Origin of the sequence: Microbacterium pullorum (genome assembly GCF_014836535.1) — a bacterium.
Lineage (GTDB): Bacteria > Actinomycetota > Actinomycetes > Actinomycetales > Microbacteriaceae > Microbacterium > Microbacterium pullorum.
Genome location: NZ_JACSQP010000001.1, coordinates 455,227 through 480,875, shown reverse-complemented (window position 1 = coordinate 480,875; position 25,649 = coordinate 455,227). Strand labels below are relative to the sequence as shown.

Sequence of the window (25,649 nt, the reverse complement as noted above, 5' to 3'; positions counted from 1 at the left end):
CTCAGGTGCTGCGGTCGAGTCCGTTGAGGACGATGGATGCGGTTCGGGCGACGAGTGCGTCGTCGAAGGCCGCGTCTGGGTCATTCCGTGATGTCAGGACGGTGATGAGAATGGGGTCTCCACCGGGTGGTGTGACGACGGCGATGTCGTTGCGGATCGGACCTGCGCCTCCGGATTTGTCCGCGACCGTCCAACCAGCGGGCGTGCCCGCGCGGATGAGGGCATCTCCGGTGCGGTTGTCGCTCATCCAGTCGATGAGGAGCGCCGTGTCGGTGGCGGACAGCGTGAAACCGTCGAGGATCCTCGCGAGCGATGCCGTGAATGCGGCGGCGGTGGTGGTGTCTTCTGTGCTGCCCGGTTCGATCGCGTTGAGAGTCGGTTCGTCGTTGACGACCTCCGTCGTGGTGTCACCCAGCCCTGCGAGTGCGTCGTCGAGGGCCGCGGGACCACCGATCCGGTCGAGCACGAGATTGAGAGCGGCGTTGTCGCTGAATCGGACGGCGGCTTCGGCGAGCTGCGCGTAGGTCAGGCCGTCCTCGACATGCTGCGAGGTCACAGGAGCGTGGCCGGCGGCGGCGGCCTCTTCTGCCGTCCAGCGGACGAGCTCGTCGCGGTCTGGGCTCGGCACGGACTGGAGGAACGCCGCCGCGGCGAAGGCTTTGATGGTCGAGGCGAAACCGAACCGACGGTCATCACCGTACGAGACCGATTCACCGGTTGCGGTGTCGACCGCCATGACGCCGATGGTCGCGTCGTACTCTCGCTCGAGCCCGACCAGCTCGTCCTCCACGAGAGCGTCGAGGTCCGACGCGGGCGCATCGACCGTCGGAGATGCGGCGGCGGATTCCGCGGGAGGCCGCGGCACGCCTGCGCACCCGGCGAGTGCGACGACAGTGAGAAGGCCGGAGAGGCCGAGGGCCAGCGTTCGGCGCATGCTCTCACGCACCCCCGAACGCACCGCTGGGAGCGAAGGCGAGGTCGGCGAAGCGGTTGCCGATGAGGCGGTGAGTCTCGCTGTCCGGATGCAGTGCATCGGGGAGAGGATGCTCCTCCGCGTCCGCCTCCCCATACAGCGTGAGACCGTCGAGGTAGTGCAGACGAGTGTCGGCCTGGCGGGCTGCGAAGACCTCGGCGAGGGTGTCGCGTATCACCTGGAGCGTCAAGCGGCCTTGCGTGGTGTCGCCGTGGGGACCGGTGGCGGTGAATCGCACCGTGTCAGTTCCGATGGACGCGGCGTCAATGGAGCCGGGTCCCGGTGTCTCCTCGTGGATGCCGCAGTACAGGGGAGAGATCAGAAGGAGGGGTGTCGAGGGATGGCCGTCGCGGATGGTGTCGAGGAAGCCGTGGACGGCGGGGACGAGGGCGCGCAGTCGCATCGCGTCGAGATTGACGACGTTGATTCCCAGCTTGACGCTGATGAGGTCGGCAGGGGCGTCGCGGATAGCGCGTGCGAGGAACGGGTCGATGACGGCGCTGCCACCGAATCCGAGATTGTGCAGGCGTGCGCCGGCCCGGCGCGCCGCGATCGCCGGCCAGATTCCCGTGGGATGCGTGGCGTTGGAGCCCTGGCTGATGGAGCTCCCGTGGTGCACCCATAGCGGCCCGGTCGGGGGCGCTGGTTCGACTGGCGCATCTGAACGCAGTGCCACCAAGTCGACCGCCTCGTTGTGCGGGAGCCAGAATTCCACGGTCTTGCGTCCAGGAGGCAGCGCGTCGAGCATGATGCTGTCCACCCCTCCGCGGGTGTCCGAGCGGGCACCGGTGGCAAGGTCGATCTCTCCAGCGTCTCCTTCGACGAGCGGGTGCGTCAGGAGCGGGATGCCATCGATGACGACGTCGATCGCGCCGCGAGGCCGCGGAATCATCCGGTAGCTCACACGGGTGGCGTGCACGTCGAGTTGAATTCGGCGCGCCTCGGTCACCACGACCAGCCGGGCGCCGGACGGTTGCGCTTCCATCATGCGCAACTGTGGATCTGCGTCACGCTGACGCACGTGCGGGTGGAGCCGGTGTGGTCGCATCCCACGTTCCACGTTCTCGAGTTGCGCCACACCATCGACGAGATCGGGTGTGATGGGGGTGGTGATCATGGGGCGATCCCTTCTGAGGCGTGTACCTCCGTATGTCGGTCGCGATGACCGTGCGGCGCGGGCGGGCCCGCATCACACCGGCAGCCTCGACCCGATCTGCACCCGCACCTTCGTGGGAGCAGAGAGCTCTCAGTCGGCGGGCCACGCGCTGGTGACGGCGCGGACGGCGATGCGCAGACTCGCGGCCTCAACGTCGACGCGCACTGTTTCAGAGGGCAGCGCACGTTCGGTCGTGAGCCCCGCCATGACGGTGGAGAGAAACCGGGCTCGCTCCTCGACCCGTCCGGGCGGGATCGCGCCTTCGTCAATCAGAGTGGTCAGCCACTGCTCGATCACATGTCGCGTCATGCGATCCAGGGCGAGGTAGGTGGCGGCGTCGTCTTCAGACGGAGGCGTGGCCACATACGCCTTGTAGAGCGCACCCCACTGCTCCCGAGCGCGCTCCCCCACACCGACCTGACGAAGAAGAAGCTGCAAGCACGCGACGAGGCGCTCTTCCGCCGTCAGGGAGCGATCGTTGATCGGGTCGTCGGGGATCTCCAGGTCGTACAGAGCCGCGACCACCGTCTCGACGAGTGCGCGCTGTGTCGGGAAGAAGTGGCGCAGAGATCCGGTGCTCACTTGGGCGCGCGCTGCCACCGCCCTCACGCTCAGACGTGCGGTGGGATTCTCGCCCAGCATCGTTGCCGCAGCGATGAGGATCTTCGCTCGTGTTCCTGGTTCCTCAGACGCTTCGTCCATTTGCCCCTCGTGGCCATCCGTCTATAACAGTGTGCTAGCTTAGCCCCTCATTGTCTATCACACTGTACTAGTACCGGGATGAAGGTCGAGATATTGGCTATGAAGCATTGGCGCAATCGCCGAGTGCGTGCCGGCTCGGGCGAACCGCTGCGCCGCTATCGCTGGTGGCAGATGTTCGGCCGGTCGCTCCGATCGATCACGCTGCGCTGCACCGACGGCACGACGTCGACGTATACGGTCGACGTCCGTCACGCCGGCGACATGTCCGACGGAGAGATCCGCGCCCGCCTCTACGTCGACGGGGCCTTGCAGTCCTACGCGAAGATGCCCACCCGCTTTTCGGTGCCAGGCGGCCATATCGAGGTGGCGGTCACCGGCTTCGGGCTCAAACGCTGCCACTATGTACGGCCCGACGGCACCGAGAGGCAGCTGTCGACCCATCCTCGATCCGCCGAGGGCCGACGCGCCCGGTTGCACCAGCGGCATCCCCGCCTGAGCCACGTCATCGGCCTCATCTCCGTCGCGTTCGTCGTCGCCGGCCTGTGTGTCGAGGTGCCCCAGATCATCGAAGCGCTTTCGCAGATGCCGCCGATCGCCGACTCGATCGGCGTCTTCACCTCCCCCATCCAGCTCCCCCTCCACATCAATCTGCTCATCGGGCTCGCCGCTGTCCTCGGCAGCACGGAGCGAGCCCTACGTATGCGATCGAGCTGGATCGACGATCTCGCCAGCTGATCCCCTCGAAAGGAACCACCATGGACAACCCCACCCAGAACTGGCTTCTCCGAGATGACGAACCGCGATCGAGCCCGGGCGTCCCGGCCGGCGTCGAGTATCACCGTGTCTACGCCGGCGACAAGCGCCGGATCCTGCGAGGGATCCTGGCGATCATCCTGCTGCTCGCAGGGCTCGTCGGACTCCCGCTCCTGTTCACGTCCGCCGCGACCGTCATCGATGCGGAGATTCTCGGCCGCACTGGTTTCACGCCTCTGCAGCATGCCATCGGCGCTCTGTCGCTGGGCCTGCTGATCCCGTATTGCATGCTGATTCAGCGTGTGCTCTACAAAGTGCCGTTCCGCTCCCTCCACTCTGTGGCGGGACGGTTCCGGTTCGGTGTCTTCGGTCGCGCTCTGCTCGCCTTCGGGCCACTGGTACTCATCGGTATGGCTCTCCCGGCGGCCATGCAACCGGGCCCGCAAATGCCTTGGACGACGTTCGACCTTGTCGCTTTCTTCGTCATCGGCATGATTTTGACGCCTCTTGCTGCCGCCGGCGAAGAGTACGGCTTCCGCGGCTTGATGTTCCGCGTCGTGGGCGGTTGGGCACGCAACGCACGCGTTGGTGCTGTCATCGGAATCGTCATCCCCACCGTCCTCTTCTCACTTCTGCACGGATCACTCGACCCGTACATCCTCACGTCCTACTTCGTGTTGTTCGGATCCATGGCGATCGTCACCTGGCGTACCGGGGGGCTCGAAACGGCCGTCGTCCTCCACGCCGTCTACAACCTCACCTCGCTCGTTCTCGGCACGACGCTGCACGTGGACATCGGCGGGGCGCTCAACGGTCGTGGAGAAATGGCAGGCTCCATCGACATCCTCATCCCCAGCGTCGCACTCGTCGTCGTCACCGTTGCGGTCTGGTGGATCACTCGCGCAACCGGTCCCGCCCGCACCCCGCAGAGCGGTGCTGCCCACAGCACGATCACCGGATCGCGCTGACAGCCCCTGCTCTTGCCCGCAGCCGCGAGCCTTGCAGCACTCGTTGTGGTCGGGATACGGGAGCGTTCGCGTCGCAGCGATCGGACTGCATCATTCCCTCGCTAGCGATCTCCGCCGCTCAGCACGCCCGAGATGAGGAGTTGCACGAGCGCGTCAGCCCGGTATCGGGCGTCACTCGCGGCCCCGATGCAGAGGTTGCCGATACCTTTGAGCACGTTGTACGCATCGACCGATGAAGCCGTACCGACGAACTCGAGCGCAGCCGCGAGGAGATCACCGCACACCGGTACGAGACGGTCGACGAAGTAGGCGTGCAATGCATCGGATCCGGCACTGTCCCCCTGCAGAGCGCCTGCAAGCCCGTGCTTGGTGACGAGGAACTCGACGAAAAGCGCCACCCACGCCCGCAGCGCGGCCTCGGGCGTTGCACTCTCGGCGAGTAGTCGCGGACCGGCTTCCGCACAGGCCTCGACCTGATGCCGGTACACCGCGACCACGAGTTCCGAACGCGTCGGAAAATGGCGATAGATGGTCCCCACGCCGACACCGGCCTTCGCTGCGATCTCCCGCACAGGGGCATCGACCCCAGACGTCACGAACACCGCCGCCGCTGCGTCGAGGAGCGCTTGCCGGCTTCGACGCGGGCGACCCACCTGCGCAGACCGCTCACCCCCCGCCTGTTCGCCTTCGGTGTCAGCCATGTGCCCCTCCTCCACCTATCGCCTCCATCGGTTGCATTACGGAGCATTGTTCCGTAACGTTGCGGAACGTCGCTCCGATAAAAAGTATCGCAGAGCGCAGTCCTGGGAAGGAACCTGACATGCTCTCCTCACTCCTCGACGCTCTGGATGGCATGACCGGCGCCGATGCGCCGGTCCTCTCGGCCGCCCCCGTCCGGCTCGCCGCCCCCGACCGACCTGTGCCGTTGGAAGCACGAATCTCCGCCCCGGCGACGGGCACCAACCTCCCGGTCGTACTCTTCTCCCACGGCAACGGCTGGAATCTCGACGGGTACGCACCACTGACCGCGTTCTGGGCTTCGCGCGGATTCGTCGTGATCCAGCCCACGCACCTGGACTCCCGCCGCAACGGTTTCGGCTTCGACCACCCCGTGTTCCCCACGATCTGGACCGAGCGCATCGCTGATCTCACACGCATCCTCGACCAGCTCGAGACAATCGAAGCCGCCGTACCCGGGCTCGCCGGTCGCGTCGACCGCAGTCGCATAGCCGTCACCGGCCACTCATGGGGCGGACAGACGGCGCAGTCACTCCTCGGCGCACGGATCTTCGACGAAACCGGTCGGGTCGGCGAGGACATGTCCGACAGTCGCGTCAGCGCGGGAATCCTCTTCGCCGCGACGGGGGTGGGCGGAGATGACCTGCATCCGTTCGCACAGGCGAACTTCCCGTTCATGCGCCCCTCATTCCAAGAGATGACCACGCCGACGCTGGTTGTCGCCGGCGACCACGATCAGTCCAAGATGTCCACCCGCGGACCCGACTGGTTCACCGACGCCTACACCTACAGCCCTGGCGCCACCGACCTCCTCACCTTCTACGGGGCCGAGCACGCCCTCGGCGGGATCGTCGGATATGAAGTCGCCGAGACCACCGACGAGAACCCCGACCGGGTAGCCCTCATCCAGCGGCTGACCACTGCCTACCTGCGCACGGCGCTCCACATCGACGAGAACAGTTGGCCGGCTGGCCGCGACGCATTCAGTCACAGCACCGATCCGATCGGGCGCGCCGACAGCAAGTGACGGGTGCCGCGCACCTGAGGTCGAGCGGTCCAGTGACGCCTACGTCACAGCCCCTGCCAACCACACATCACACCAGCGCACAACCGCGGCGGAGCGGCGGGAGAAATCGCAAGAGCCGCGGAATCGCACGATTCCGCGGCTCTTGCAAGGTTCAACCATGGCTTTGCACCATGTCAGACAAGACGAAGGGAGGTCAGAAATCCCAGTCGTCGTCTTCGGTCGCGACGGCCTTGCCGATGACGTACGACGAGCCCGACCCGCTGAAGAAGTCATGGTTCTCGTCGGCGTTCGGCGACAGGGCCGACAGGATCGCGGGGTTCACGTTCGTGACCGATGCCGGGAACATCGCCTCGTAGCCGAGGTTCATCAGCGCCTTGTTGGCGTTGTAGTGCAGGAACTTCTTCACGTCCTCGGTCAGGCCGACCGAGTCGTAGAGGTCCTGCGTGTACTGCACCTCGTTGTCGTAGAGCTCGTACAGCAGCGAGAAGGTGTAGTCCTTGATCTCGTCGCGCTCGGCCTGCGAGATCTTCTCGAGCCCCTTCTGGAACTTGTACCCGATGTAGTAGCCGTGCACGGCCTCGTCACGGATGATGAGGCGGATGAGGTCGGCGGTGTTGGTGAGCTTCGCCCGCGACGACCAGTGCATCGGCAGGTAGAAGCCCGAGTAGAACAGGAAGCTCTCGAGCAGGGTGGATGCCACCTTGCGCTTGAGCGGCTCGTCGCCACGGTAGTAGTCCATGACGATGTGAGCCTTCTTCTGAAGGTTCGGGTTCTCCACCGACCAGCGGAACGCCTCGTCGATCTCCTTCGTCGAGCACAGGGTCGAGAAGATCGACGAGTAGCTCTTGGCGTGCACCGACTCCATGAACGCGATGTTCGTGTAGACGGCCTCCTCGTGCGGGGTGATCGCATCGGGGATGAGCGAGACGGCGCCCACCGTCCCCTGGATCGTGTCCAGCAGCGTGAGTCCGGTGAACACCCGCATCGTGAGGGTCTGCTCGTCGGGGGTGAGCGTGTTCCACGACTGGATGTCGTTGGACAGCGGCACCTTCTCGGGCAGCCAGAAGTTGTTCACCAGGCGGTTCCAGACCTCGAGGTCCTTGTCGTCCTCGATGCGGTTCCAGTTGATCGCCTGCACGTGGTTCAGCAGCGGCAGTTTCTCGCTCATGTCGATGTCCTCTTCGTTTCGTCTCTACGCTCGCCGGTGACCGCGGTCACAGCATGCAGGAGACGCATTCGGCCATGTCGGTGCCCTCGAGGGCAAGCTGACGCAGGCGGATGTAGTAGATGGTCTTGATGCCCTTGCGCCACGCGTAGATCTGCGCGCGGTTGATGTCGCGGGTGGTGGCGGTGTCCTTGAAGAACAGCGTCAGCGACAGGCCCTGGTCGACGTGCTGCGTCGCCGCGGCGTAGGTGTCGATGACCTTCTCGTAGCCGATCTCGTACGCGTCCTGGTAGTACTCCAGGTTCTCGTTCGTCATGAACGGCGCCGGGTAGTAGACGCGCCCGAGCTTGCCTTCCTTGCGGATCTCGATCTTCGACGCGATCGGGTGGATCGAGCTCGTCGAGTTGTTGATGTACGAGATCGAGCCGGTCGGCGGCACGGCCTGCAGGTTCTGGTTGTAGATGCCGTGCTGCTGGATCGACGCCTTCAGGCGCACCCAGTCCTCCTGCGTGGGGATCGGGATGCCGGCGAACATCTGCCGGACCTTCTCGGTCTGCGGCATCCACTCCTGCTCGATGTACTTGTCGAAGAACTCGCCCGAGGCGTACGTCGAGTCGGCGAAGCCTTCGAAGGCCACGCCCCGCTCGATGGCGATCTTGTTCGACGCCTCGAGGGCGTGGAACAGCACCGTGTAGAAGTAGATGTTCGTGAAGTCCAGGCCCTCTTCGGACCCGTAGTACACGTGCTCGCGGGCGAGGTACCCGTGCAGGTTCATCTGCCCCAGGCCGATCGCGTGAGAGCGGTCGTTGCCGTCCTCGATCGAGCGCACGGAGCCGATGTGGCTCTGATCGCTCACGGCCGTGAGCGCGCGGATGCCGGTCTCGACGGTCTTGGCCAGGTTGCCGCCGTCCATCGCCAGGGCGATGTTGAGCGAGCCGAGGTTGCACGAGATGTCCTTGCCGATCTGGTCGTAGGACAGGTCTTCGTTGAACGTCGTCGGGGTGTTCACCTGCAGGATCTCGCTGCAGAGGTTGGACATGTTGATCCGGCCCTTGATCGGGTTGGCCTTGTTCACCGTGTCCTCGAACATGATGTACGGGTAGCCCGACTCGAACTGGATCTCGGCGAGGGTCTGGAAGAACTCGCGCGCGTTGATCTTCGTCTTCTTGATGCGCGGGTCATCGACCATCTCGCGGTACTTCTCGGTCACCGAGATGTCACCGAACGGCACGCCGTAGACCTTCTCGACGTCGTACGGCGAGAACAGGTACATGTCCTCGTCGTTCTTGGCGAGATCGAAGGTGATGTCGGGGATGACGACACCCAGCGACAGCGTCTTGATGCGGATCTTCTCGTCGGCGTTCTCACGCTTGGTGTCGAGGAACCGCAGGATGTCGGGGTGGTGAGCGGAGAGGTACACCGCGCCGGCGCCCTGGCGGGCGCCGAGCTGGTTGGCGTAGCTGAAGCTGTCTTCGAGCAGCTTCATGACGGGGATGATGCCGCTGGACTGGTTCTCGATCTGCTTGATCGGCGCGCCGGCCTCGCGGATGTTCGACAGCAGCAAGGCGACGCCGCCGCCGCGCTTGGACAGCTGCAGCGAGGAGTTGATGCCGCGGGAGATCGACTCCATGTTGTCTTCGATGCGCAGCAGGAAGCAGCTGACGAGCTCGCCACGCTGTGCCTTGCCCGCGTTGAGGAAGGTCGGGGTCGCCGGCTGGAAGCGGCCGGAGAGGATCTCGTCGACGATCTCCATCGCGAGCTTCTCGTCACCGTCGGCGAGGGCGAGACCGGTCATGACGACGCGGTCCTCGAAGCGCTCGAGGTAGCGCTTGCCGTCGAAGGTCTTCAGCGTGTAGCTGGTGTAGTACTTGAACGCGCCGAGGAACGTCTCGAAGCGGAACTTCTTGTCGTAGGCGAAGTCATTGAGCTGCTTGATGAACTCGAACGAGTACTTCTCGAGCACGGCCGGCTCGTAGTACTCCTTCTCCACGAGGTAGTCCAGGCGCTCCTTGAGGGAGTGGAAGAACACCGTGTTCTGGTTGACGTGCTGCAGGAAGAACTCCCGCGCGGCACGCTTGTCGGCGTCGAACTGGATCTTGCCGTCCGGGCCGTAGAGGTTGAGCATCGCGTTGAGCGCATGGTAGTCCATGCCCTCGAATCGCTCGTCGCTCTTGAAACCCATGTCGGTCAGTGCTGTTTCCACCATTGCTCCAGTCCTTCGCTCACGCGATCGACGTCTTCCGGCGTGCCGAAGAGTTCTAGCCGGTACAAATGCGGCACGTTGCACTTGCGGCTGATGATGTCACCGGCGAGGCAGAACGCCGCGCCGAAGTTGGTGTTGCCCGCGGAGATGACTCCGCGGATCAGGCGCCGGTTGTTCTCGTCGTTGAGGAACCGGATCACCTGCTTGGGTACCGCACCCTTCTCCTCACCCCTGCCCTGACCGCCCCCGTAGGTGGGGGTGACCAGGACGAAGGGCTCGTCGATCGTGAGCGCGGGCTCTGAGGAGCGCAGCGGGATGCGCACGGCCGGGAGGCCCAGCTTCGCCACGAACTTCGCGGTGTTGCCGGACAGGCTCGAGAAGTAGACGAGCAGTGGTGCTCGGGTCGCCGTCATATGCATGTCCACCTCCTTTCCCGATCGCAGCCGTGGTGCGCCGCGCGTCGAGACCGTCAGGCCAGGCGCGAAGCGAGCTCGTCGATCTTGTCGGGGCGGAAGCCCGACCAGTGGTCCTCGTCGGTGACGACGACCGGCGCCTGCAGGTAGCCCAGCGACTTCACGCGCTCGAGCGCCGCAGCGTCTTCGGAGAGGTCCAGGATCTCGTACTCGATGCCCTTGGAGTCCAGTGCCCGGTAGGTCGCGTTGCACTGCACGCAGGAAGGCTTGGTGTAGACCGTGATCGCCATGTCGTTCGTGTTTCCCCTCAAAATCCTTGGTGTTCTCGGCCAGACCGCGCCGGGACCTCAATACTACATATGGGTGCCGACGTTCGGTGGCACCACAAGGGATAGTAGTTACATCCGTGTAGTTTTCCACCGCTCTCCCCAGGTACAACACATGTTGTCCACCGTTTCATCCACAGGACGAGCGATTGCCCGAGGCCTCGAAAGGCGCTGAATCATGCGGCTCGCGCCGCCGGCGGGACGATTCATCCACAGGCCAGACGCTACGGACCCCCTCCGACATCGGAGTTGCTGTGGAACGGAGGATACGGCGTGTCGCCACGCGCGCAGGTAGCGTTGACAGACGTGGCGGGCTATCGGGATCTTCTGCGCACTCCAGGAGTGGCGCGCATCATGGCCGCGCAGCTGACGGCGCGCTTCCCCAGCGGCATGACGAGTCTGGCGATCCTGCTGCACATCGAGCACGTGACGGGCTCCTACGGCGCCGCCGGGCTCGTACTCGCAGCCACCTCCGTCGGCCAGGCCGTCGCGGGACCGGTGACCAGTCGCTGGATGGGCGCCTGGGGCATGCGCAAGGTGCTGATCCTCACGACGCTCGTGTGCGCGGCCGGCATCACGACCCTCGCCCTCGCGCCGCTGACCGTCCCCGGTTACATGATCGTCGCCCTGCTCGCGGGCCTCGCCACTCCCCCCGTGCAGCCGGCCGTGCGCACCATCTACCCCAAGATGGTCAACTCCCGCCAGCTCACGCCGCTGTTCTCCCTCGACGCCTCGCTGCAGGAGATCATCTGGATCATCGCGCCGGTGCTCATCACCTTCGTCGCGACGCAGGCCGGCACCGTCCCCGGCCTCCTCCTCATCGTCGTGATCCTGCTGATCGGTGGCACCTGGTTCATCGTCTCCCCCGAGCTCGGCCGCGTGCGCATCCCGCGCAGCCGCCGGTCGCTGGGCAAGGTGATGACCAAGCCTCCCGTGCTGCTGGCCACCGTCGCCGGGTTCCTGCTCATCGGCGCGACCGCGGCGGTCGAGGCGGGCGTCGTCGCCACCTTCGACCACGGCGGCCTCGAGGCCGGTCTCGTCCTCGCGGTCTTCTCGATCGGCAGTCTCGCCGGCGGTCTCGGTTTCGGCCACATCCCCATCGGCCGGTGGGCCATGGCCCGGCGCCTCGCGATCGTCGCGGTCGGCCTGGCGCTCGCGATGGTGTCGCTGGAGATCTGGTGGATGGGCGGCGCGCTGCTCATCGCCGGTCTCGGCGTGGCGCCGGCGCTCGCGGTGATGTTCGCGATCACCTCGGCGAGCGTGAAGTTCAGCGACACCGCCGAGGCGTTCGGGTGGGTCGGCACCGGTCAGCTAATCGGCGCGGCGATCGGCTCCGCCATCGCCGGCTTCCTGATCGACGACATCGGCCCGCAGGGCGCCTTCGCCGCGGGTGCCGCTTTCGCCGCGCTCGGCGTGATCGTCTCCGCCGTGTTCGTGCGCGGCTTCCCCGACCTCCGCGGCCGCGACGCAAGCCCCATCCCCGACACCGAGCCGGTGTCGATCATCACCTGACCGCGCTCAGGCCAGCCGCGCCAGCAGGAACAGCACGGCTCGCGCGTACGCGTCGGCGGGCTCCGGATGCCGGAAACGATGCTGGATCCCGGCGACCTCGATCTCCACTTCGTACGTGTCGGGCAGGCGGCTGAGGCTGCGGAAGGCTCCCCGCAGCATCTCGCGCAGCTGCCCCTCGGACGGCAGCCACAGCGCGTCCTCGAGCGCGACCGAATCCAGCGCCCACTCCGTCGTGCCGTTGAAGGCCAGCAGCGTCCCGGTCGGGTAGCTGCGCGGCTCGATGGTCATGTCGCTGACGGTGAAGACGTCGGCGTCGAACTCGGGTTCGTCCAGCTGGAACCGGTCGCCCGAGCGCGGCCGCCACACCAGGCCCGACGCCCGCAGCTCCCGTGCCAGGTCTGTGGAGATCACCCTCCCCATCATGCCGCCCCGCGGCGACCCCGGGGCCGCCGCGCCCCAGTCCGCCCTGCCCGAGTCCGCTGGGGCTCCCCCGCTTTAGGCTGGGGCAATGCCCGTTCCCGTCACCCTCCCCCGGCAGGCCTGGGGCGAGCCCCACGCCCCGCGCCGGGCACTGCTCGTCCACGGCCTCGGCTCCAACGGCGCGCTCATGTGGCTGTACGGCACGGCGCTGGCGGGCCTCGGCTGGCACGCGACCGCGGTGGATCTGCGCGGCCACGGCACCGCGCCCCGCGCCCTGGACTACACGATCGCCGCGTACGCCGCCGATGTCGCAGCTACCACCCCGGATGCCGCGACCCCCGATGCCGCCGACGACACCGCCCGCCCGTGGGACCTCGTCATCGGCCACTCCCTCGGTGGGGCCGCGGCCACCGTCGCCGCGGCGGCGCACCCCGACTGGACGCGCCGGCTGGTGCTCATCGACCCCGGCATCCGGCTCGCCGACGGCGACCGCTCGGTCGTGCGCGACAGCCAGACGCGGGCGTTCGACGACCCCACCGAGGCGGCGGTGCGTGCGGAGCATCCCCTGTGGCATCCGAACGACGTGGAGCTCAAGGCCCTCGCCGCCCGGCAGGCGAGCCGCTGGGGCGTCGAGCAGACCAGTGACCAGAACACCGCGTGGGACGTCACCGCCGACGCCGCGCGGCTGAGCGTCGCAACCCACGTCATCGCGAGCGACCCGGAGGTCTACTCCATCTTCACCGGCGACCTCGTGCGCGACGTGCTCGCCAACCCGCACATCACCATGTCGGTCGTCGCCGGCGCCGGCCATTCGCCGCACCGCGACAAGCCCGCCGATACTCTCCGCCACCTGATGGAGGTGCTCGCATGACCGAGTTCGACGTCACGACCCTGCTCCCCGACGACCTGCTCGAGCGCATCCGCTCCCGCGCCGCCGCGCACGACCGCGAGAACACCTTCCCGACCGGCGACCTCGCCGAACTGCAGGCCGCCGGCTACCTCGCCGCGCTCGCCCCCGCTGATTTCGGCGGCGCGGGCCTCGGTCTCGCAGAAGTCAGCAAGCTGCAGCAGCGCCTCGCGGGAGCCGCCCCCGCGACGGCCCTCGCGATCAACATGCACCTGGTGTGGACGGGAGTCGCCAAGGTGCTGCACGACCGCGGCATCCCCGACCTCGACCACGTGCTCGCCGGCGCCGTCGCGGGCGAGGTCTACGCCTTCGGCATCAGCGAGGCGGGCAACGACCTCGTGCTCTTCGGCAGCGACACCGATGCCACACCCCAGGCCGACGGCGGCTACGCCTTCACCGGTACCAAGATCTTCACCTCCCTCGCCCCGGTGTGGACGCAGCTGGGCCTCCACGGCCTCGACACCACCTCCCCCGACGGTCCGAAGCTCGTCTACGCGTTCGTCCCGCGCACCGAGGAGCACGAGGGCCGCGTGGTCACGCGCGACGACTGGGACACCGTCGGCATGCGCGGCACCCAATCGCGCACCACCGAGCTGCACGGCGCCCTCGCCCCCGCCGAGCGCATCGCGCGCCGCATCGCGCCGGGGCCCAGCCCTGACCCGATCGTCTTCGCGATCTTCAGCGTGTTCGAGCTGCTGCTGGCATCCGTCTACACCGGCATCGCCCGCCGGGCGCTGGAGGTCGCCGTCGACACGGCGACACGGCGCACCTCGAAGAAGACCGGACTCGCCTACAGCCACGATCCCGACATCCGCTGGCGTGTGGCCGACATGGCACTCGCCTACGACGCGCTGCCGCCGCAGCTGCAGTCCCTCTGCCACGACGTCGACGCGCAGGTCGACCACGGCCCGCGCTGGTTCTCGCTGCTGAGCGGCATGAAGCATCGCGCCGTGACGACCGCGAAGGCCGTCGTCGACGACGCCGTGCTCGTCGCAGGGGGCTCGTCGTACTTCGCCGGGGCGGAGCTCGGCCGGCTGTACCGCGACGTGCTGGCGGGACTCTTCCACCCCTCCGACCCGGAGTCGGCCCACGCGACCGTCGCGGCCGCGTGGCTCGGACCCGTCGGCGGCTGAGCCGCGTGCGAGGATGACGGCATGTCTCCCACGCCCACCGCTGAGCTGAGCCCGGCGGACCAGGAGCGGCGCCGCGGGCTGCGGGTCATGAAGAGCGTGGCACTGGGCGCGCTGCTGTTCATGGCGGTGCTGTTCGCGGTCTCGTTCCCCTTCCAAGACGACGTGCCGTGGCTCGCCTACGTGCGCGCCGCCGCCGAGGGCGGCATGGTCGGCGCCCTGGCCGACTGGTTCGCAGTGACGGCGCTGTTCCGGCATCCGCTGGGCATTCCCATCCCGCACACCGCGATCATCCCGAGCCGCAAGGACGAGATCGGCCGCAATCTCGGGGAGTTCGTGGAGACGAACTTCCTCTCCGCCGAGGTCGTGCGCACCAAGCTCGAGACGATGAGCGTCTCGCGGCGGCTGGGCGAATGGCTCTCCCGGCCCGAGCACGCCGAACGCGTCGCCGACGAGGCATCGGCGATGGCCGCCGGGGTGCTGCGCGCGCTCAGCGACAGCGACGTGCAGGACCTCATCGCCGACATCGCCCGTGATCATCTCATCGCCCCCGAGTGGGGTCCGCCGCTGGGTGGGTGGCTCGAGCGACTGGTGGATGCCGGTGCGCACCACGGCGCCGTCGACCTCGCCGCCGACTCCGTCGCCACCTGGCTCGAGGGCAACCGTGCCTCGTTCGACGGCCTGGTCTCGCGCCGCTTGCCCGGCTGGGTGCCCTCGCTCGCACACCGCCTCATCGACGACACCCTCTATAAGGAGACCGTCACGTTCGTGCGCGCGGTGCGCGCCGACCCCGACCACCCCGCCCGCCGTGCCATCGACCGCTACCTCGCGCGCCTGGCCGACAATCTGCAGCACGACCCGGCGACGATCGGTCGCTTCGAGGATGCCAAGGGCGGCGTGTTCGACTCGCCGCGCGTGCGCGAACTCGCCGCCGAGGCGTGGAACACCACCAAGAACGGGCTGCTCGCGTCGCTCTCCGATCCCGGCAGCGCCCTGCGCCGTCGGGCGACGGAGGCGCTGGCCGATGCCGGGGGGCGCCTGTCCACCGACGACACCCTGCAGCGGCGAGTCGACACGTGGGTGACCGATGCCGCCGTGTTCCTCGTCGACCGCTACCGTCACGACATCGCGTCGATCATCACCGAAACGGTCGAGCGATGGGATCCGGCCGAGACGACGGAGAAGATCGAGCTGATGGTGGGGCGCGATCTGCAGTACATCCGCCTCAACGGCACGGTCGTCGGCTCGCTCGCCGGATTGCTCATCTTCACCATCGCGCACGCCCTCGTCGGGTGAGTACCCTGAGCGCATGGGCGAGGGCGAGCTGCTGTTCAGCTACGGAGCGTTCGGCGGGGACGAACTGCAGCTCGACACGTTCGGACGGGTCGTCCACGCCGAACAGGACGTCCTGCCCGGCTACGTGACCGAAGCCGCACCGGCGACGGACCCGCGGCTCGTCGACCGCATCGGCCCCGTCCCGAAGCGGCGGCTGCGTCACACCGGCGATGCTCTCGACAAGGTGGTGGGGCGCACGCTGCATCTCAGCGTCGAAGAGCTGGATGCCGCAGACGACCTGGTCACCCCGCTCCTGCGCCGCACGCCGGTGAGGCTCGCGAGCGGTCGCAGCGCCTGGGTGTACGTGGCGGTGGATGCATGATCCGGCTCTGTCTCGTGCGTCATGCCAAGAGCGACTGGGGACCCCCGGGGCTCGCAGACCACGACCGGCCGCTCAATGCCCGCGGCCGGCGCGACGCGCCGGTCATGGCCCGCCGCCTGGCGGACGCCCGGTTCGTCCCCGATGTCATCGTGACCTCCACCGCGCTGCGCGCACGCTCCACGGCGGGGTTCTTCGCCGACGAGTTCGGGCTGGAGCCGATCGCGCGGGAAGATCTCTACGGCGCCTCGGCCGACGAACTGCTGCGCGTGGCCGCCACGCAGGGCGTGCCCTCGGTGCTCGTCGTCGCCCATGACCCGGGCATGAGCGTGCTCGCCGAGCGCCTGTCGGGCGACATCGCCCATATGCCGACCTGCGCCGTGGCGACCTTCACCTGGTGGCAGGACGACTGGGACGTCGCGACCGCGCTCGACCCCGACGAGTGGACCTTCGACACCCCGCGGTGAATGCGGCGGCGGTCAGCGGCATGTCCACGGCGCCGGCGCGAAGATCCTGGTGCACGCGACGGCAGCCTGAGGTTCGGATCTCGCCGCGGGCGCCGCAGCTGTTCGCTGTCGCGCCGCGGCGGGTCCGCACGTCACAGCCCGACCAGTGCCGCGCTGCGCTCCCAGAGCTCCCGCGCCAGCAGAGGGTCGTCGGCAGCCTTGTTCGTGGGGCCGATGCGGTTGCGCTCGTAGTACTGCCCCGGCTGCCAGTCGACCCCTGGGGTACCGAGGGCGAGCCACGTCAAGCGCGACCCGCCCGTCTCGGCGGAAGTCAGCAGACGCCGCGAGAGGGGGTTGGTGTAGACGAAGCGCCACGACCCCGGGGATGCCGACGCGAAGCTCGTCGCCACGGCGCCGGGATGGAAGGCCACGGCGTTCACACCGTCGACTCCCCAGCGTCGCTGCAGTTCCTTCGTGAACAGCACGTTCGCGAGCTTCGCGTTGCCGTATGCGGCGCTGGCGGAGTAGCGCCGCTCGCCCTGCAGGTCGTCGATGTCGAAGCGGGCGAAGCGCCGCGCGGCGACGCTCGAGGTCTGGATGACCGCCGCTGCGCTCTCGACCAGCCGCTCGCGCAGCAGGTTCGTGAGCAGGAACGGGGCGAGATGGTTGACCTGGAAGGTCTTCTCGAAACCATCCGCGGTGAGGGCGCGGTCGCCGAAGATTCCGCCGGCGTTGTTGGCGAGCACGTCGATGCGGGGGTACCGCTCCCCCAGGCTCGCCGCCAACTCCCGCACCTGCGACAGCTCGGCGAAGTCGGCCAGATGCCACGGGGCGCCGATCCGCTCGGCCACCGCGCGGGTCTTGGCCGGGTCGCGCCCGACCACCACCACCCGGTCGCCGGCATCATGCAGCTGCTGCGCGGCCGCGGCACCGATGCCGTCGCTCGCGCCGGTGATGACGATCGTGCGCGACTCGCCGCCGGTCACAGGGTGAAGTCCTCGTTGTCGCCTTCGAGGCGTTCCCCGGTCACCTTCTGCTTCACGAACGCGACGATGCTCGCGACCTTGCCGCCGGGGCTGTCCCAATACTCGGCGCTCTCGGCTTCGACCTTCAGCAGGGTGACGTCGTCGTCGCCGGGCCCTTCGGGGAACCACGCCTCCAGGGCGGGGTTCCACAGCTGCTGAAGCTTCGCGCGGTCGTCGACGACGCGCCCGTGGCCGGCGATGGACAGCCACGAGTCGCTCGAGCTGAACGCGATGCCCACGGCGGGGTCGCGCTGGATGTGCTCGACGGTCGAGGCGTGACGGTTGATGACGAACCACAGGTCGCCGTCGAACTCCCGCTCCTGCACCGTCAGCGGGTGCGCGGTGAGCTTGCCGTCTGCGGCGCGGGTGGTGACCATGGCGAAGCGGAAGTCGCCGAGCAGGTCGTTCAGCTTTTCCAGTTCCTCGGGCGTGGCATTCATGGATGTCTCCGTTTCAGTCGGTGCGGCCATCCAACCCTCGCCGCCGCGCGCCACGCGCCCCGTTGACAAACCGCGTGGGCGAGGTCAGTCTCCGTCGGGCACCGGGGTCTGCTGGTACAGCGCCAGGCGCCACCGCCCGCCCTCGCGCACGTACACACTCGTCATGATTCCGACGAAGGGCGGGCCCCCGGCCGCTCGGAAGGCCCGCGCCGTGTAGATGAGGGCCGCGGCATCCGGACCGAGCTCGACGAGCCGCTCGTCGGTGATCTCGAACGCGCCCCATGCGGGTGCCTCACGCAGCGAGGCCATCACTTCGTCGCGGGCGCGGGCGACGCCGTCGGCGAGCACCATGACGGCGTCGTCGGTCATGATCGAGCCGTAGAAGTCGCTGCCGGTGCCGTCGCACAGTGAAGTCCAGCCGGCGAGTTCGAGGCGGACGAGCGGGGTGATGTCGCGAGGCATGCTTCAGCGTTCCGCGCCGGCCGCGCAGGTGCAAGAGGGGGTGGGTGCAGGGCCGCGGCGGCGTGCCGTGGCGCGGGGTCAGTCGACCTTCGTGACCACGCCGCCGGTGAGCGCGACGAGTTCGTCGAAGGTCATCGGGAAGACGGTGTGCGCAGTGCCGCCGGCAGCCCAGATCTCGGGGTGGTCGGCGAGGGCCTCGTCGACGATCGTGAGGAGCGGGGCAGGATGCCCGGTCGGCGCGACGCCGCCGATGGCCTGACCCGTCGCTTCGCGCACCTGTTCCGCCGTCGCGCGCTGGATGCGCTCGCGGCCCAGGCGCGCGGCGAGCGCGGCGGTGTCGACTCGGTGGGCACCGCTGGTCATGACCAGCAGCGGTGCACCGTCCGACCAGAACACGAGGCTGTTGGCGATGGCGCCGACCTCGACGCCGAGGGCCGCGGCCGCCAGCGGGGCCGTGGATGCGGCATCCGGGAGCACGACGATCTCACCCGGGATGCCCGCCGCCCGCAGTGCGTCGTGGACGAGCCGGCTGCGGATGGGCAGGTGCGCTGTCACAGCCCCCACATTAGAGTCTCGGCATGAACGATGTGTTCGACGTCGATAAGCCCGCCCACGCGGCCGCGCGCGCTCGTCTCGACACCGAGTTGATCATGTGGCTCATCACGACGACCGCCGACGGCACGCCGCATCCGGCGCCGGTCTGGTTCCTCTGGCACGACGGGGTGTTCCGCATCGTCAGCGAACCCGAGGCGTACAAGGCGCAGCACCTGCGGCGCGGTTCGAAGGCGGTGCTCCATCTCGACGGCGGGCGGTTCGGCGACGACATCGCGATCTTCCACGGCGATGTGCGACTCATCCCCGACGGCGCGTCCGACTTCCTCGCGCGGTTCCGGGAACCGTTCCTCACGAAGTACGAGAAGTCGATCGACGCGTACGGCATGCCGATCGAGGAGCTCGGCCGGGTCTTCTCCACCGTGATCGAGTTCACCCCCACCCGTCTGACCGCCTGGGCTACCTGACTCCCGCGCCCCGCCGTCCGCCGCACGGTGTCTGTGGTGACGTCCCCGCGCTGCCGTGCCCCGTCGGAATTCAGGCCACCGCCGCCCCGTGACTCGATCCCGCCCCCCACGGCCACCCACCGCCGGAATTCCGACGCCGGCTCCCCCGCCCTTGGGGTGCGGCGGCCCGCGCCGTCGCGCGCGCGTCATCTGTCGGAATTCAGGCGTGGCGGCACAGCCCGGCTTCCCCACCGCTGTTCTCGCGCCGGCCGCCTGAATACCGACGCCGCGAGGCAGCGCCGACGCACTGACCCGCGGCGGTGAGCGGCGTCAGCGGGTGGGGCGGCGACGGGGCCGGCCCAATAGACCGCGGAGCGCCGCGACCACCGACTCCGGGCGGTAGAGGATGTCCTCCGCGATGGGCCGATAGACGCAGTACCCGCGCGCAGCGAGCGCCTGGTCACGACGGCGGTCACGACGCTGCGCTTCCCACTCGGAGTGGTGCGCACGGCTGTCGCATTCGATCACGAGCCAGTCGTCGACGACCAGGTCGACCCGGCCCACGCCGACGAACACCACCTGGAGATCCACCGTCACCCTGAATGCGCGCAGCATCAATCGCACGAGTGTCTCCGTGCCTGCTTCGCTCCGACCGTCGACGAGTCCCCGCAGGTGGCGCTTGCGCGCATCGACGTGGCGGAAGAGTTCGTCGAGTTCGTCTGCCCGAAGCAGGCGCAGGTGCAGGGCGGAGTCGATCGTCGCGACGGCATCGGCCGGGTCCTGGCATCCGATCGCCTGGATCAGGGCGTCGAACACTTCCACGCTCGCGTCGGCCGGGTGCGGGCAGCGATGCAACGGCCGCCAGTGCCGCCGCGCGGCGCGTGGCAGATCCCGCAGCCGTGAGGCTCCGTGAGACAGGTGCACGTGCAGCACGCCGCTGTCGCGGACGTACACGCCGAGCCGGGCCAGCTCCGATACGCACGCCAGTCGACCACCCACCCGCACCGCATCGACCACGTCCTGCGCCGTCTCCGGGTGCAGGTACGCGCCACCGCGCGGGCGGAGCACCGCGCCGCGCCGCACTGCCCGGGTGAGGCCGGTCGGCGAATAGCCGCTTGCGAGCAGTTCACCGCGACGAAACACGCGCACGCGCTGCGCGGTCTGATCGAGGTCGCGGAGCATTCCTCCGTCCTATCCGAACCCGCAGGTTTCCTGCCGCCCGAATACGTCCCTCTGTGGAGGGTTCGGTCGCCCGCGGGCCTGGGGAGGATCGCGCGAAGCGCGAACCGGTCGATATTCAGGTTGCGAATGCGGTTGCAGCCCGATCGGCGCGCGCCCCCGCCGTAGGCCTGAATTCAGACGGGCCGGTGCGGCGCAACAGTCCGACGGGGACGGCACAAGAATGGGCGGCGCGAGGCCATCGAGAAGCGGGACCCGGCGGCGGGGGAATCGGTGGCGGCGGACACCCTGCACGCGCGCCAGCACTCGCCGGTGGTCCGTGCGCCGCCGCCGCCGGAATTCAGGCAGTGCGGCCCGTTCAGTCCCCGCGCCCGCACATCATCAGCGTCAGCCTGAATTCCGACAGGGGCGCGGGGTTGTCCTATCCCGGAAGCGGCGCGGCAGGAGGCGACGCGGCGCGGCGGGACGCGGCGCGCCGCGGCAGGAGGCGGCGCGGAGCGGCGCGGCGGGACGCGGCGCGGCGCGGTCGGAACTCAGGCTGTGGGGCGGGGTTCGGCGGCGCGACGGGGGGCCGGGTTACGTGCGCCTGAATTCCGACGGGGAGGAACGTGAGCATCGGGGCGACGACGCACTCGAACCGCTCAGGCTCGTGAGGCACAATGGGGGCAGGATGCCGCAAAGCCGCGGGTCCACCGTGCAGCCCACAAGGCCCGCCGAAAGAGGAATGCGATGACGCCTGCCCTGCCCCTTCCCGATTTCCGTCACGAACGGGTGGAGGTGATGACCGGGCGACGCAGCGATCTGTTCCTCGTGGTCGCCCTGCACTCCTCCGTCCTCGGTTCCGCCCTCGGTGGTGCGCGACTGTGGACCTATCCCCACTGGAGCGACGCGCTCGGCGACGCCCTGCGCCTGTCGGCGGCGATGACTCTGAAGAACGCGGCAGCGGGCCTCGACGCCGGCGGCGGCAAGGCGGTCATCGGCCTGGAACCGGGCACCGCGCTCAGCCCCGAGCGCCGCCGCGCCGCGTTCCTCGACCTCGGCGACGCGGTCGCGTCGTTCGACGGCCGCTACCGCACCGCCGAGGACGTGGGCTCCACGACCGACGACATGCTCGTCGTCTCGGAGCGCACCGAGCACGTCGTGGGGCTCCCCGATGCCGTCGGCGGCTCCGGCGAACCGGCCGGCCCGACAAGCCTCGGCGTCTACGAATCGCTGCGCGCCACCCTCGAGCGCGTCACCGGCTCCCCCGACGTCGCCGGCCGCCGCATCACCGTCTCGGGTCTCGGTCAGGTCGGCAGCCGCCTCGCGGTGCGCCTGTCCACCGAAGGCGCGGTCCTCACCGTCACCGACGTCAACCCGGCCAAGCGCCACCTCGCGCGCGAACTCGGCGCGGCATGGGCCGAGCCCGGCACCGAGCACCGCGTCGCAGCCGACGTCTTCGTCCCGGCCGGCATCGGGGGCCTCCTCACCGACGAGGTCATCGACACCCTGGATGCCGCAGCCGTCTGCGGCCCCGCCAACAACCCACTCGCCTCGCACGAGGGAGCCGGGCGCCTCGCCGCGCGCGGCATCCTCTATGCGCCCGACTTCGTCGTGAATGCCGGCGGCGTCATCTATCTCGACTCGGAGGCCAAGCATCTCGGCACCCGCGCCGAGACCATGACGCGCGTCGCTCGCATCGGCGACACGCTGCGACGCATCTACGACGAGGCCGAGACCGGCGGCATCACACCGCTCGAGGCCGCTGAAGGGCTCGCAGCCGCACGCCTCGCGGCCGGCGACCGCCAGTCCGCCCTCGCCTGAGGTGACGCGGACCGCGCACCGCGAACACCCACTCTTTCCCCGTCGCAGACCCCTGCCTAAGGTGTGCAGATGAGCGCACCCGCGACACCCACGCACGACGAACCGCACCGCCAGGGGCTGGCCGAACGCCTCAACTGGCTGCGGGCAGGGGTGCTGGGCGCGAACGACGGCATCGTCTCGGTCGCCGCCGTCGTGGTGGGCGTCGCGGGCGCGACGTCGGCGGTCGGCCCCATCCTCACCGCGGGGGCGGCGGCGGTGATCGGCGGCGCGGTCTCGATGGCGCTCGGCGAGTACGTCTCGGTGAGCAGCCAGCGCGACACCCAGCACGCACTCATCGCCAAGGAGCGCGCCGAGCTGCAGGCGACTCCCGACGAAGAGCTCGATGAACTCGCGGGGCTGTACCGGGCCAAGGGCCTTTCGGATGCCACCGCCCACCGGGTCGCCCAGGAGCTGACCGCCCACGACGCGCTGGCGGCGCATCTGGACGCCGAACTGCAGATCACCGAGGGCGACGTCGTGAGCCCGTGGCACGCCGCGTTCGCGTCGGGAATCGCGTTCGTGTCGGGTTCGATCCTGCCGATGGCCGCGATCCTGCTGCCCCCGCCGCAGTGGCGGGTGCCGATCACCTTCGTCGCGGTGCTCATCGCCCTCGCCGTGACCGGTGCGCTCGCGGCGCGTATCGGCGGTGCGGCACCGGGGCGCGCGATGATCCGCACGGTCGTCGGCGGTGCGCTGGCACTGGCGGCCACGTTCGCCGTCGGCACGCTGCTCGACACCTCCGGCGTCGTCTGACAGCTCGTCGCCCGTGACGGTGACGCCGGCGCAGGCAGCGCAGCCGACGGCGCACGAAGCTTCCGCGCGGCCGGCTGCCCGCAAGCGACGCCATCCGTGCGGCCGGCCCGCCGGCGGGTGGGCGGACGCAGCGCGCCCACCCGCCGGGCGACGTCAACCCAACGCCACCGTGCCCACGGATTCCAGTCGCGCCGCGTCCACGACGGCCCGCGTCGGCACGCGACCGGCACCGATGTACACGTCGGCCGCGGGGTGGGGAGGGAGGATCTCGATCGCGATGTGCTGCGCCCCGCGGCGCTCGTGCGGCCCGATGCGCCAGGGCTCGCCGCGGTAGACGGCATCCGACAGCAGCCGGTCCCCCACCCAGGCGCGCGCAACGTCGCCCTCCCATTCGAGAACCAGGGTCGCTTCGGCGTCGTCCGGCACGTCGAGGGCGTACTGGGCGGCCCCGCTCCAGTCGGTCGGGATCGACGCGCGGCCGTTGTCGGCGGCGTGGCGCTCGGGCGGGCTCCCCGCCTGGCGGACGAGGCTCACCTCGACGTCCGCGCGACGCGGTGCGGCCGTGCCGGCGATGACCCAGCCGTCATCGGTGAGGCGGCCCACCTCGCCGTCGCCGCCGTCGAAGATCTCCGCCCGATCCGATGCCACCACGCCATCGGCCAGGACCAACTCGGCGCCACCGGCACCGGCACCCTCCGCCCCGGCCCGTACACCGAGCCGCAGTGCGTCGTCCTCCGACAGCACCAGCACGCGGGCGACGGTCTCGCCGTCACGCACCAGCTCGTACAGCGAGCCCGGTCCGTCGAGCTGCGCCTCGCGCACGTCGGCATCGGCGTCGAAGCGCGCCGGAATGCCGGCCGTCTCCCCGAGCACGACCAGCGGCGTCCCGCGCCAGACCACCTCGGTCAGCGGCTGCGCGGTCGCCCAGCGCAGCGTCGCCGCGCCCACCCGCATCCCGAACGGCCACACGAACGCGGCATCCGAGGGGATGTCGACGGCGGGGAATGCGACCTCGCCGGCATCGGTCGCCACGGTGAACGCCACGCCGTCGTGGGCGGGCAGCGCCACCCCGGGCTGGTGGTTGATGACGAAGACGAACCCGGCCTCGCCGTCGGATCGCACCGACCAGCGCAGCCCCTCGGTGTCGGGCGCGTCGGGGGCGTCGTCGGGGAACGAAGCGGGCATGGTCGCCAGCTGCGCGCCCCACCGGCCGAGCAGGTGGTGCTGACGGCGCAGGCGGAACCAGCTCTCGCGCGGCTTGCCGTCAACGGTCAACGGCGCCCCGAAGTCATAGGAGATGTCGGGGAAGTCGTTGGGCTCGCCGGCGGCATGCGCTTCCTGCAGCCCGGCCCGCGGGTTGCGGCCATCGGAGAACATGTAGTAGCCCTGCCAGACGCTCCCGGATGCCAGTTTCGCCAGCGTCAGCGCGTCGACATCGGCCGCCGTGACCACGGGCCGGCGGTGGTAGGCGGCGGTCATGCCGGCACCGATCTCGCAGGTCGCGAACGGCAGGTCGTATTCGCGGGCCGCGCCCGGGGTGCCGGTGCGGTGGTCTGCGCCGATGCCGTCGTCATCACGACGCGCGGATGGGAAGAAGTTCGTCTCGCTGCGCAGGTCCCGCGTGTCGGAGGCCTCGATCCAGAACGAGTCGGAGTAGCCGCCGAAGACCGGCAGCACGTCGTCGGGGAGCTCCGCGCCGCCCCATCCGGTGGCCACCCACAGTGGTGCGGTGAACCCGACCCGCTCGGCCAGTCGACGAAGCGTCTGCAGGTGCGTCGGCTGGTCGTAGAGCTCGTTGTCGACCTGGATGGCGAACAACTCGATGCCGCGCACCTGCTCGGCCAGCATCGCGTACCAGCGCTCGGCCTCCGCCAGATACGCGGGGTCGTCCGTGCGCACCGCGACGCCGGTCTCGACCAGCCAGTCGGGCAGCCCGCCGTGACGTGATTCGGCGTGCGCGTAGGGGCCGATGCGCAGCACGATGCCGAGCCCGTGGTCGGTCGCCGCCTGCAGGAACGCCCGCAGGTCGAGGTCGCCCGAGAATGACGCTTCACCACGCACCGGCTCGTGGTGGTTCCACAGCACGTACGTCGCCACGTGGGTCATCCCGGCGGCCCGCATCCGCCGCAGCGTCGCGTCCCACTGGGCGCGCGGCAGTCGCGAGAAGTGCACTTCGCCGGTCAGCGGGAAGACGGGCTCACCGCCCACCTGTACGAAACGGCTCGTGACCTGCACATCGCCGGAGGCGAGGTCGGTGACAGGTGCGGCGGGAGGCGCGGACACGCGCAGACGGGGTGTGGAGAGCACGTCGACCTTTCGTCGGTATCGACTCTCCAGTCTACTGAGAGCCGCGACGCGCCGGGTTTATGGCGACCGGTGAATCATCCATGTCTTCCACGGCTTTCGCCATGCCGCGGTGCTCACCGTCAGTCATAGGCTCAGATCGCACCACATCCA

General features: G+C 69.0%; 27 protein-coding genes. 12 read left to right on the top strand and 15 right to left on the bottom strand.

From position 1 onward, the window contains the following. Position 1: 1 nt before the first annotated feature. From bla to H9651_RS02360, 3 genes are all read right to left on the bottom strand, one after another. Positions 2 to 934: a class A beta-lactamase gene (gene bla / locus H9651_RS02370; RefSeq protein WP_191717477.1), complete on the bottom strand. Its 933-nt coding sequence runs from the start codon at positions 932 to 934 to the stop codon at positions 2 to 4. A gap of 4 nt (positions 935 to 938) precedes the next feature. Beyond that, positions 939 to 2,090, bottom strand: coding sequence for a GDSL-type esterase/lipase family protein (locus tag H9651_RS02365; protein ID WP_191717476.1), 1,152 nt, complete (start codon positions 2,088 to 2,090; stop codon positions 939 to 941). Between the two features lie 129 nt (positions 2,091 to 2,219). Continuing rightward, positions 2,220 to 2,831 (bottom strand): helix-turn-helix domain-containing protein, encoded by a 612-nt coding sequence (locus H9651_RS02360; protein WP_191717475.1) that lies wholly within the window; start codon positions 2,829 to 2,831, stop codon positions 2,220 to 2,222. A 78-nt stretch (positions 2,832 to 2,909) separates the two neighbouring features. On the opposite strand from H9651_RS02360, the gene H9651_RS02355 reads away from it, so the two are divergent. Both H9651_RS02355 and H9651_RS02350 read left to right on the top strand, forming a co-directional pair. Continuing rightward, positions 2,910 to 3,566, top strand: a complete 657-nt coding sequence (locus H9651_RS02355) for a hypothetical protein (protein WP_191717474.1) — start codon at positions 2,910 to 2,912, stop codon at positions 3,564 to 3,566. 20 nt (positions 3,567 to 3,586) lie between these two features. Next, positions 3,587 to 4,552, top strand: a complete 966-nt coding sequence (locus H9651_RS02350) for a CPBP family intramembrane glutamic endopeptidase (RefSeq protein WP_191717473.1) — start codon at positions 3,587 to 3,589, stop codon at positions 4,550 to 4,552. Positions 4,553 to 4,653: 101 nt separating this feature from the next. Here the strand turns inward: H9651_RS02350 and H9651_RS02345 are convergent, their stop codons facing one another. Further along, a complete protein-coding gene (locus H9651_RS02345; protein WP_191717472.1) occupies positions 4,654 to 5,253 on the bottom strand; it encodes a TetR/AcrR family transcriptional regulator in 600 nt (199 codons plus the stop codon). A gap of 119 nt (positions 5,254 to 5,372) precedes the next feature. Here H9651_RS02345 and H9651_RS02340 point away from each other — a divergent pair, with 119 nt between their 5' ends. After that, positions 5,373 to 6,317 (top strand): alpha/beta hydrolase family protein, encoded by a 945-nt coding sequence (locus tag H9651_RS02340; protein WP_191717471.1) that lies wholly within the window; start codon positions 5,373 to 5,375, stop codon positions 6,315 to 6,317. Between the two features lie 193 nt (positions 6,318 to 6,510). On the opposite strand, the gene nrdF is transcribed toward H9651_RS02340, so the two are convergent. From nrdF to nrdH, 4 genes are read right to left on the bottom strand one after another with little or no spacing between them, the layout of a single operon-like run. Continuing rightward, positions 6,511 to 7,485, bottom strand: coding sequence for a class 1b ribonucleoside-diphosphate reductase subunit beta (gene nrdF / locus H9651_RS02335; protein WP_191717470.1), 975 nt, complete (start codon positions 7,483 to 7,485; stop codon positions 6,511 to 6,513). A gap of 46 nt (positions 7,486 to 7,531) precedes the next feature. Next, on the bottom strand, positions 7,532 to 9,664 hold the full coding sequence (gene nrdE / locus H9651_RS02330; protein WP_404802982.1) for a class 1b ribonucleoside-diphosphate reductase subunit alpha: 2,133 nt from the start codon (positions 9,662 to 9,664) through the stop codon (positions 7,532 to 7,534). A gap of 5 nt (positions 9,665 to 9,669) precedes the next feature. Then, positions 9,670 to 10,104, bottom strand: a complete 435-nt coding sequence (nrdI, locus tag H9651_RS02325; RefSeq protein ID WP_191717468.1) for a class Ib ribonucleoside-diphosphate reductase assembly flavoprotein NrdI — start codon at positions 10,102 to 10,104, stop codon at positions 9,670 to 9,672. Positions 10,105 to 10,154: 50 nt separating this feature from the next. Further along, a complete protein-coding gene (nrdH, locus tag H9651_RS02320; RefSeq protein ID WP_191717467.1) occupies positions 10,155 to 10,388 on the bottom strand; it encodes a glutaredoxin-like protein NrdH in 234 nt (77 codons plus the stop codon). A 342-nt stretch (positions 10,389 to 10,730) separates the two neighbouring features. Here nrdH and H9651_RS02315 point away from each other — a divergent pair, with 342 nt between their 5' ends. Then, positions 10,731 to 11,936, top strand: a complete 1,206-nt coding sequence (locus H9651_RS02315) for an MFS transporter (protein ID WP_191717466.1) — start codon at positions 10,731 to 10,733, stop codon at positions 11,934 to 11,936. A 6-nt stretch (positions 11,937 to 11,942) separates the two neighbouring features. Here H9651_RS02315 and H9651_RS02310 read toward each other — a convergent pair whose 3' ends face one another. Then, the gene (locus H9651_RS02310) at positions 11,943 to 12,347 is read right to left on the bottom strand and encodes a pilus assembly protein CpaE (RefSeq protein WP_191717465.1); all 405 of its coding nucleotides are present in this window, start codon (positions 12,345 to 12,347) and stop codon (positions 11,943 to 11,945) included. A 97-nt stretch (positions 12,348 to 12,444) separates the two neighbouring features. Here H9651_RS02310 and H9651_RS02305 point away from each other — a divergent pair, with 97 nt between their 5' ends. Genes H9651_RS02305 through H9651_RS02285 form a run of 5 tightly spaced genes read left to right on the top strand, consistent with a single transcriptional unit; the run spans position 12,445 to position 16,514 of the window. Continuing rightward, positions 12,445 to 13,227, top strand: a complete 783-nt coding sequence (locus tag H9651_RS02305) for an alpha/beta fold hydrolase (RefSeq protein ID WP_191717464.1) — start codon at positions 12,445 to 12,447, stop codon at positions 13,225 to 13,227. Then, entirely contained in the window at positions 13,224 to 14,396 is a 1,173-nt protein-coding gene (locus tag H9651_RS02300; protein WP_191717463.1) for an acyl-CoA dehydrogenase family protein, read from the top strand. Before H9651_RS02305 ends, H9651_RS02300 begins: the two co-directional genes overlap by 4 nt. 21 nt (positions 14,397 to 14,417) lie before the next feature. Then, complete coding sequence (locus H9651_RS02295; RefSeq protein WP_191717462.1) at positions 14,418 to 15,689, top strand: DUF445 domain-containing protein; 1,272 nt, start codon at positions 14,418 to 14,420, stop codon at positions 15,687 to 15,689. A gap of 13 nt (positions 15,690 to 15,702) precedes the next feature. Further along, positions 15,703 to 16,050 carry a gamma-glutamylcyclotransferase gene (locus H9651_RS02290; protein WP_191717461.1) on the top strand — a complete coding sequence of 116 codons (348 nt, stop codon included), beginning with the start codon at positions 15,703 to 15,705 and terminating at the stop codon, positions 16,048 to 16,050. Further along, the gene (locus H9651_RS02285) at positions 16,047 to 16,514 is read left to right on the top strand and encodes a SixA phosphatase family protein (RefSeq protein WP_191717460.1); all 468 of its coding nucleotides are present in this window, start codon (positions 16,047 to 16,049) and stop codon (positions 16,512 to 16,514) included. Before H9651_RS02290 ends, H9651_RS02285 begins: the two co-directional genes overlap by 4 nt. 131 nt (positions 16,515 to 16,645) lie before the next feature. On the opposite strand, the gene H9651_RS02280 is transcribed toward H9651_RS02285, so the two are convergent. The 4 genes from H9651_RS02280 to H9651_RS02265 form a co-directional block, all read right to left on the bottom strand. Further along, on the bottom strand, positions 16,646 to 17,479 hold the full coding sequence (locus H9651_RS02280) for an SDR family NAD(P)-dependent oxidoreductase (RefSeq protein ID WP_191717459.1): 834 nt from the start codon (positions 17,477 to 17,479) through the stop codon (positions 16,646 to 16,648). Further along, positions 17,476 to 17,958, bottom strand: coding sequence for a pyridoxamine 5'-phosphate oxidase family protein (locus tag H9651_RS02275; RefSeq protein WP_191717458.1), 483 nt, complete (start codon positions 17,956 to 17,958; stop codon positions 17,476 to 17,478). Before H9651_RS02275 ends, H9651_RS02280 begins: the two co-directional genes overlap by 4 nt. 84 nt (positions 17,959 to 18,042) lie before the next feature. Next, a complete protein-coding gene (locus H9651_RS02270; RefSeq protein ID WP_191717457.1) occupies positions 18,043 to 18,420 on the bottom strand; it encodes a nuclear transport factor 2 family protein in 378 nt (125 codons plus the stop codon). A 78-nt stretch (positions 18,421 to 18,498) separates the two neighbouring features. After that, positions 18,499 to 18,975: a YbaK/EbsC family protein gene (locus H9651_RS02265; RefSeq protein WP_191717456.1), complete on the bottom strand. Its 477-nt coding sequence runs from the start codon at positions 18,973 to 18,975 to the stop codon at positions 18,499 to 18,501. Between the two features lie 23 nt (positions 18,976 to 18,998). Here H9651_RS02265 and H9651_RS02260 point away from each other — a divergent pair, with 23 nt between their 5' ends. Next, entirely contained in the window at positions 18,999 to 19,439 is a 441-nt protein-coding gene (locus H9651_RS02260; protein ID WP_191717455.1) for a pyridoxamine 5'-phosphate oxidase family protein, read from the top strand. Positions 19,440 to 19,748: 309 nt separating this feature from the next. Here H9651_RS02260 and H9651_RS02255 read toward each other — a convergent pair whose 3' ends face one another. Next, on the bottom strand, positions 19,749 to 20,600 hold the full coding sequence (locus H9651_RS02255) for a type IV toxin-antitoxin system AbiEi family antitoxin domain-containing protein (protein WP_191717454.1): 852 nt from the start codon (positions 20,598 to 20,600) through the stop codon (positions 19,749 to 19,751). 726 nt (positions 20,601 to 21,326) lie between these two features. Here H9651_RS02255 and H9651_RS02250 point away from each other — a divergent pair. Beyond that, entirely contained in the window at positions 21,327 to 22,400 is a 1,074-nt protein-coding gene (locus tag H9651_RS02250; protein WP_191717453.1) for a Glu/Leu/Phe/Val dehydrogenase family protein, read from the top strand. Between the two features lie 69 nt (positions 22,401 to 22,469). Then, positions 22,470 to 23,192, top strand: coding sequence for a VIT1/CCC1 transporter family protein (locus H9651_RS02245; protein ID WP_191717452.1), 723 nt, complete (start codon positions 22,470 to 22,472; stop codon positions 23,190 to 23,192). A gap of 153 nt (positions 23,193 to 23,345) precedes the next feature. Here H9651_RS02245 and H9651_RS02240 read toward each other — a convergent pair whose 3' ends face one another. Next, positions 23,346 to 25,499 (bottom strand): beta-galactosidase, encoded by a 2,154-nt coding sequence (locus tag H9651_RS02240; RefSeq protein ID WP_191717451.1) that lies wholly within the window; start codon positions 25,497 to 25,499, stop codon positions 23,346 to 23,348. Positions 25,500 to 25,649: the final 150 nt, after the last annotated feature.